This is a genomic window from Deltaproteobacteria bacterium (assembly GCA_020845895.1).
GTDB lineage: Bacteria > Lernaellota > Lernaellaia > JACKCT01 > JACKCT01 > JADLEX01.
The window spans coordinates 1-7,200 of sequence record JADLEX010000101.1 but is presented as its reverse complement, the minus strand read 5'-3'; the positions used below and the strand labels follow the sequence as shown (position 1 = coordinate 7,200).

General features: G+C 64.9%; 9 protein-coding genes. All 9 read left to right on the top strand.

The window, feature by feature from the left end; genetic code table 11:
- The first annotated feature begins 219 nt into the window (after nucleotides 1-219).
- Nucleotides 220-690, top strand: coding sequence for a DUF177 domain-containing protein (locus IT350_13815; GenBank protein ID MCC6159120.1), 471 nt, complete (start codon nucleotides 220-222; stop codon nucleotides 688-690).
- Nucleotides 691-777: 87 nt separating this feature from the next.
- Nucleotides 778-963 carry a 50S ribosomal protein L32 gene (gene rpmF, locus IT350_13810; protein MCC6159119.1) on the top strand — a complete coding sequence of 62 codons (186 nt, stop codon included), beginning with the start codon at nucleotides 778-780 and terminating at the stop codon, nucleotides 961-963.
- A gap of 3 nt (nucleotides 964-966) precedes the next feature.
- On the top strand, nucleotides 967-1,905 hold the full coding sequence (fabD, locus tag IT350_13805; protein ID MCC6159118.1) for an ACP S-malonyltransferase: 939 nt from the start codon (nucleotides 967-969) through the stop codon (nucleotides 1,903-1,905).
- Between the two features lie 3 nt (nucleotides 1,906-1,908).
- On the top strand, nucleotides 1,909-2,670 hold the full coding sequence (locus tag IT350_13800) for a 3-oxoacyl-ACP reductase FabG (protein ID MCC6159117.1): 762 nt from the start codon (nucleotides 1,909-1,911) through the stop codon (nucleotides 2,668-2,670).
- 59 nt (nucleotides 2,671-2,729) lie between these two features.
- A complete protein-coding gene (gene acpP / locus IT350_13795; GenBank protein MCC6159116.1) occupies nucleotides 2,730-3,005 on the top strand; it encodes an acyl carrier protein in 276 nt (91 codons plus the stop codon).
- A gap of 21 nt (nucleotides 3,006-3,026) precedes the next feature.
- Nucleotides 3,027-3,269, top strand: coding sequence for an acyl carrier protein (locus tag IT350_13790; GenBank protein ID MCC6159115.1), 243 nt, complete (start codon nucleotides 3,027-3,029; stop codon nucleotides 3,267-3,269).
- Entirely contained in the window at nucleotides 3,266-5,119 is a 1,854-nt protein-coding gene (locus tag IT350_13785) for a hypothetical protein (protein MCC6159114.1), read from the top strand. The genes IT350_13790 and IT350_13785 overlap by 4 nt, the downstream gene beginning before the upstream one ends.
- Before the next feature lie 22 nt (nucleotides 5,120-5,141).
- Nucleotides 5,142-5,813: an HNH endonuclease gene (locus IT350_13780; protein MCC6159113.1), complete on the top strand. Its 672-nt coding sequence runs from the start codon at nucleotides 5,142-5,144 to the stop codon at nucleotides 5,811-5,813.
- 224 nt (nucleotides 5,814-6,037) lie between these two features.
- Nucleotides 6,038-7,200: glutamine synthetase (locus tag IT350_13775; protein MCC6159112.1), on the top strand; the 1,163-nt coding region annotated here is incomplete at its 3' end.

Genomic DNA, 7,200 nt, shown 5'->3' with positions numbered 1-7,200 from the left:
GCTCGGGTCGCTCCCCGGCGTTGCCCTATCCTCCCGCCCGACGAAAAAACGGTAGGAGTTCCTGTGCGAAACCGCAACCGGAAAATTCATTTGCTGCCAAAACCGGAAAACTCCACGTGCTATGGACCAAATCGCCGGAAAACTTGACTTTTCGCCCCCCGTTTGATAACCACACGCGGCTTTGCGCCCCGGACGGGCCGAACGGCGACGGTAGCTCCCATGATCCTGAAAATCTCGGATTTGGGCCGCGGGCCTCGCCGATTCGATTTCGACCTCGATTCCGCGCAGCTCGGTGACGCGCTCGGCGGTCGGTTCGACATTGACGGACCGCGCGCCCGCGCGTCGATCGAGGCGTCGCTGTACCGGCACACCGTGAACGTGCGCGGTTGGGTCGAGATCGTTTTCGGATTTGAGTGTGGCCGGTGCGCGGGCGCGTTCGACGACACGCGTCGGGTCGATTGGCGACTGGTCCTCTCGCCGCACAGCGAGTCGTCGGGACCCGAGGAAGAGGACGAGGGTTTCGGCTACTACCGAAACGATCGTTGCGACCTCGGTCGGGCCGCGGCGGAGCATCCGGCGCTGGTCTTGCCCGAGGTGCTGCTGTGTCGCGACGACTGCCGCGGCCTGTGCGTGGGATGCGGCGCGAATCTGAACGAGGAGCCGTGTCGTTGCGCGGCGAAGGGTGCGTGAGATTCGAAGGGTGCGTGAGATTCGATGCGTGTGTGAGATCCGAAGTTTGCCGGGGCGCGATCAATCCCCCGATGGAGGAGTGAGAAGATGGCTCGTCCGAAACGAAAAACCAGCCACCGACGCAAGGGCCTTCGCTCGGCGCACGACGCGCTCGCGGTCGCCAATCCGGTTGCCTGCCCGAATTGTCAGGAATGGGTGATGCCGCATCGCGTCTGCCCGTCCTGCGGCCACTACAAGGGCAAGGAAGTGATCGCGAAGGAAGCCGAAGAGTAAACGATGCCGCCGTCGCGACCGGCTCTGCTGTTTCCGGGGCAGGGCGCCCAATTCGTGGGGATGGGTCGCGACTTCGAGGAATCGTCTCCGGCGGCCCGGCGCGTCCTCGACGAGGCGCATCGGGCGTCGGGTTTCGACCTGCGGGGCCTGTGCTTCGACGGCCCCGAGGATCGGCTCGCCCTCACCGAGTTCCAGCAGCCGTGCGTGCTCGCCGTGTCGGCCGCCATTCACGCGGCCTTTGCGGAACGAGTTTCATCGCGCCCGGTCTGTGCAATCGGCCATTCGCTCGGGGAATACTCCGCTCACGTCGCTGCCGGATCCCTGGACGTCGGGGACGCCGTCATACTCGTGGGCACGCGAGGGCAGGCCATGCAGCGGGCCGTCGCAGCGGGCGTCGGGGCGATGGCCGCCCTGCTCGGCACGGACGAGCAGACCGCGCAGGCCGCCTGCGACGATGCGGGCGGAGACGTCTGGGTCGCCAACCTCAACGGCGGTGGTCAGGTTGTCATCTCCGGTGTCGCAAGCGCGGTGGAAAGAGCCGTGGCCTCCGCGAAACAGCGAGGGGTACGTCGAGCTGTCATGTTGCCCGTCAGCGCTCCCTTCCATTGTCCGCTGATGGAGCCGGCCGCGCGTGCGATGGACGAAGTGCTTCGAGCCGCCGCTTTCGCGCCGCCCGCGTTTCCGATCATCGCCAACGTCGATGCCCGCCCCTGCGATGACCCCTCGCGGTTTGCGGCTCTTCTCATCACGCAGATCACGCACCGCGTTCGCTTCGAGGACTGCGTGCGCACGGCGATCAATATGGGCGTGGATGCTTTCATCGAGCTCGGACCGGGCGGCAAGCTGACCGGCATGGTGTCCCGCATCGCGCCCGATATTCGCGCCGTTTCGATTTCCTCGGTTCGGGAACTTGACGAGGCCGTTGCCGCTCTCCAGAGTTGACGGATGTCCGATACCCAAAATACGCGCCGCGTTGCGCTCGTCACCGGCGGGAGCCGGGGCATCGGCGCGGCCGTCTGCGCACGCCTTTCGCGCGATGGGTTTTACGTCGGCGTCGGCTATCACACGAATGAAAACGCCGCGAACGAAACGCTCTCGCGCCTGCGCGCCGAGGGCGGCGAGGGCGAGCCGGTTCGTATTGACGTTGCGGACGGGAGTTGCGTAAAAACGGCAGTCCGCGCGTTCGCGGATCACGCCGGGTCGCTGGACGTGCTCGTGGCCGGCGCCGGCGTCACGCTCAACAATCTGGCGGTGATGACCGGCGACGACGACGCGCGTCGTGTGCTGGACGTGAACGTCGCGGGAGCGTTTTTTTGCGCGAAAGCCGCGATCCGGCCGATGATCCGCGCCGGTGGCGGACGGATGATCTTCATCGGGTCCGTCGCGGGACTCGCGGGAAACGCGGGTCAGGCGGTTTACGCGGCGTCGAAGTCGGCGCTCACGGGGCTCGCGAAGTCGCTTGCCAAGGAATTGGCCGCGCGGCATATACTCGTCAACGTCGTCGCGCCGGGACTGGTGGAGACGGGCGCGGGCGGCATGGCGGACTCGATGGACGAGGCGTTTCGCGCGTCGATCCTGGAACGGATTCCGCTCGGCCGCGCGGGGACGCCCGAAGACGTCGCGGCGGCGGTGGCGTTTCTGGCGGGACCGGACTCGGAGTATGTAACCGGCCGGACACTGGTGGTGGACGGCGGATTGTGGATGTAGGACGTCGGCGCGTGCCGATTCGCGCGGGGGCAAACCGGGCACCGGCCCGCGGAGGCGAGATGTATACGGGCAAGCAGCAGGAACTCTTCGATCGGGTCGTCAAGGTGATCTGCGCGAATATCAAGCGCAAGGACGGCCCGCTCGCGCCCGAGATGGTGAAACCCGAATCGGATTTCATGAAGGATCTCGGGGCCGACAGCCTGATGGTCGTCGAATTGGTGATGGGCGTGGAACAGGAATTCGATCTGGACGAAATCCCCGAGTCGGACATCGAGAAGATCCGCACCGTCGCGGACGTCATCGACTATCTGACGAGGGTGCTTCAGATCTCGTAGCCGGCGAACGGGGGAACGCCGATGACGATGACGATTGAGGAGAAGGTGATCGCCCTGGTGGCGGTGCAACTCGAAATGGACGCGGACGACCTCGACGAGAGCCAGTTCCTGACCGATGACCTCGACGCCGATCCTTACGACCTCGAGGAAATCGCGTCTTCGGTCGCCGAGGAATTCGACGTCGAAGTGACCGAGGAAGATTACGAAACCTGGGAGCGCGTCGGCGACGTCATCGCATTCGTCCACGAAAAGCTGCGGGAATGACCGCTTCCTCGAAACGTCCTTTCATCCAGCGCCTGAAAAACGACTTCATCTTCCACGGCGCGCGCGCGCTCATCGCGTTCGCGACCGCGATCCCACTTCACATCGGCATCCGGATCGGTCGCGCCATCGGCCGCGCCGCATTCACGATACTGCGACGCGACCGCGCAAAGGTTCTGCGTCACGTCAAGATCGCGTTTCCCGATTCGTCCCCCGAGTGGCGTGTCGATGTCGGTCGGGCGTCGTTCGAAAACCTTGGGCGCGGATTCTTCGAGCTGTTTCATCTTGAGGAGATCTTCGCCGGCAAGGTCTCGCCGGTGCCGTACTGCCGCATCGAGGGCCGCGAGCATTTCGATGCAGCGCTCGCCGAGGGCCGCGGCGCGTTGCTGATGACAGCGCACGTCGGAAATTGGGAGCTCATGGCTGCTTACATCGCGCACGTGGGATTCCCGATGAACGAGATCGTCAGGTCCCTCTACGACGAGCGCATCGACAACCTGCTCAACGATCATCGGCGGAAATACGGGTACATCCCCATCGCGCGCGGCGGCGGCGACGCCATGAAAGAGATTGCCGACGTCGTCGCGAGAAACGGACTGCTCGCCATCCTGATGGATCAGGACACGCGCGTGCGCGGGGTCTTCGCGCCGTTCCTCGGCCCGCTCGCGCACACGCCCACCGGCCCCGCGTTCCTTGCGTACTCCCTCAACATCCCGGTCGTCACGCTCTTCAACCACCGAGGGCCGGACGGTGGCCTCGTGATCGAGATCGGTCCGCCGATCGACCTGCCGCGCACCGGCGACGCGAACGCGGATGTGGCGGAAGCGACGCGGATCTTCAACGACCGGATTTCGGAGCACATTCGACGCTTTCCCGCGCAGTGGGTCTGGATGCACGAACGTTGGAAGAAGCGCCCGCCCGGCGAGCCCGAGCACCTGCGGCCCGCGCCGCCGGCGCCTCCCGGCGCAGTGACGAAGGGCCTGATCCTTCGTCTGGCGACTCGCGCGGCCTGCGCCTTGTCGTCGAACGGAGCCGACGCGATGGGCGGATGGCTCGGGCGCGCGTCGTACGCGCTGTCGCCCCGCCGGTCGCGACTCGCCACGCAGAACCTCGAGATCGCACTCGGCAGGGAACGCACCGGGCCGGAGATTGCGCAGATCGTGAAGCGCTCCGTGGAAAATCGCGGCCGAAACGCGACGGACTGTCTCCGTGCGCGGTTGCTCGACACGACGTATCTGAAAGAGCGCGTCGAGGTGGTTGGCGAGGAGCATCTTCGCGCCTCGTTGGCCGACGGCCGCGGCGCGATCCTGATTTGCGGTCATATCGGTTCGATCGACCTAGGCCTATGGGCACTTTCGACCTCGGGGCTGCCGATCGCGCTCGTGGAACGCAAGCTGGGCGACCGGTTTCTTTGGCACTGGGTGCGTCGCGTCCGCGCCCGTTTCGGTGTCGCCACGTGGACGGCGGAAGAGGCGGCGGAATCCGCACCGGTTTGGCTGGCGAAAAACGGGTGCGTCGCGTGGTCGATCGACCGCGCCGTACCGCGAGAGCGTGCCGTGCTGGTACGGTTTTTCGATCGCCACGTCTCGACCGACCGCACCCCCGCGGGACTTGCCGTCGAGCACGGGGCTCCGATTCACATCTGCTATTCGCTGCGCATCGCGCCCGGCCGCCATCGCATGGTCATCGAGCCCGCGTTGCCGCGTCCGGCCTCTGTCGCCGACGCATCGGACGATGCGATCCGCGAGATCACGCAGTCGATCAATTCGCGTTGGCAGACGGTGATCGAGACATATCCCGATCAGTGGATCTGGGGGCACGACCGATTCACGGTCGGTCCGGACCGTTCATAGCGAACACGGCACAGAGGGCGTCTTGGCGATGGACGTACTGACGTTCGAGGAAATGTGCCGCCACGAGGGGATATACCTCCAGCGTGGGATGTACGCGACGACCCCGCGGGGCCGCCCGGTGCTGCTCATCAGCCCCGGGAAGAAGAACGTTTACGCAGACCTCGTCGAGGAGCGCGCCGAGATCCTGATCTATGAGGGGCACAACGCGATGCGCTCGGCGCGCCGGCCACATCCCCAATTGGAGGACCAGCCGCTCGACACGGTCGATGGGAAGCGAACAGCGAACGGCGTACTTTTCGACGCCGCCGCCGCGTTTCGCGACGGCAAATCGCCGGCCGTGCCGGTGCGGATCTACCGAAAAATCCACAGGGGGATTTGGGCCAATCTCGGCGAATACCGAGTCATCGACGCCTGGCGCGAGTCGGATGGCCGCCGCCTCGTCGTGCGATTTAAGCTCCGTCGTCACGGCAAGGCGGGCTGGAAGCGCGGCGAAACGCCGAATCCGCGCTACATCCCGCCCAAAGTCCGCGTGAAAGTCTGGAAGCGCGATCAGGGACGGTGCGCGATTTGCGGCGCTGTCCGCGACCTGCACTTCGACCACGTCATTCCGGTGGCCAAGGGTGGCGGAAACGACGAAAAGAACATCCAACTTCTGTGCTCGGCGCATAACCTCGCGAAATCAGACGACATTTGACCACTTGGATCGGGCAGGGGGTCTCCTGTGCGGACGCTCTTGCGCTGATGCTTCGGTCGTGTGACGCCGAAAAATTGCAGATCAAGCAAGAAATTATCGACAAAAATGAAAAAATCGTCGGAATCATGCCAATCTGCAATCGAAATAATGCCGAATCATCAAGAATCCCTTGACGGGCGAATGCGGACCGACTAAATAGGGCGCGCACTTCGAAATTTGGGTTGGTGGTGGAACCCCGAGAGATCAAACGGATCATCTCCGAGTCGAATGTCCAGTACCTGCTGGTGCAGTTCACGGACGTACTCGGGCAATTGAAGGGCATCGAGGTCGGCGGCAGCCGCATCGACCAGGTGCTCTTCGAGTCGCTTGCGCTCGACGCCAGCGCCATCGTGGGACGTTTCCGTTCCAAGGAGGTGGACGGTCGATTGCGGCCCGATCTCGACACTTTCGCCGTGTTGCCGTTCATGGACGGCGGATTTCGCGGCGCGCGAATGATCGCCGATCTCGCGCAGGCCGACGGCAAACCCGACGGCAATTGCCCGCGCCAAGTGTTGCGCGACATCGCGCGCAAGGTGAGTGCGAAAGGGCTCGATGTTCTGATCGCGCCCGAGGTCGAGTTTTTCATCTTTCGCCGCAACGGCAACGGCGAGCCGACCCTGAACACGCACGACGTTTCGGGCTACCTCGATTTCGCGCCCGACGAACCGGGGCAGGCGTTTCGACGCGACGTGGTGTCGGCGCTCGAAAAATTCGGTGTCGCGGTGCGTCACGCGCATCACGAGATCGCGCCCGGCCAGCACGAATTGGGTCTGATGCCGATGTCGCCGCTCGAGTGCGCCGACGCGATTGTGACGCTGCGTTATGTGGCCAAGGCGCTCGCGAAAGATCACGGCCTCATCGCCACGTTCATGCCCAAACCCCGGTTCGAGTTGGCGGGGTCCGGCCTGCACCTGGAGCTCACGGCGCGCTCGAACGGCGAGGACGTATTTTCGTTCGAGCGCGGTCGCCTGTCCGTCGTCGCGCAGCATTTCATCGGCGGGTTGCTCGAGCACGCCGACGGCATGTGCCTGCTGCTCAATCCGCTGGTCAACAGCTACAAGCGCCTCGTCCCCGGTCACGAAGCGCCGACGCACGTCTACTGGTCGTACTCGAACGTCGAGCCCTACGTCCGCGTTCCCCATCGGTCCGACGGACCGACCGCCATCGAGGTCCGCGCGCCGGACCCGAGTTGCAACCCGTACCTGTCGATCGCGGCGGTGCTGGCGGCGGGGCTCGACGGCGTCGAGCGGAAAATCGCGCCCGGCGAACCGATCGACAAGGACATTCAGCGGCTTTCCGGGCGCGAGGCCGGGCGCCTGCGCGTGCAGCCGCTGCCGGCGAATTTGGG

What these genes read in the sequence shown, in the direction of transcription:
- acpP (MCC6159116.1), top strand. Translation starts at nt 2,730, where the DNA reads ATGTATACGGGCAAGCAGCAGGAACTCTTCGATCGGGTCGTCAAGGTG.
- rpmF (MCC6159119.1), top strand. Translation starts at nt 778, where the DNA reads ATGGCTCGTCCGAAACGAAAAACCAGCCACCGACGCAAGGGCCTTCGC.
- IT350_13785 (MCC6159114.1), top strand. Translation starts at nt 3,266, where the DNA reads ATGACCGCTTCCTCGAAACGTCCTTTCATCCAGCGCCTGAAAAACGAC.
- fabD (MCC6159118.1), top strand. Translation starts at nt 967, where the DNA reads ATGCCGCCGTCGCGACCGGCTCTGCTGTTTCCGGGGCAGGGCGCCCAA.
- IT350_13800 (MCC6159117.1), top strand. Translation starts at nt 1,909, where the DNA reads ATGTCCGATACCCAAAATACGCGCCGCGTTGCGCTCGTCACCGGCGGG.
- IT350_13790 (MCC6159115.1), top strand. Translation starts at nt 3,027, where the DNA reads ATGACGATGACGATTGAGGAGAAGGTGATCGCCCTGGTGGCGGTGCAA.
- IT350_13815 (MCC6159120.1), top strand. Translation starts at nt 220, where the DNA reads ATGATCCTGAAAATCTCGGATTTGGGCCGCGGGCCTCGCCGATTCGAT.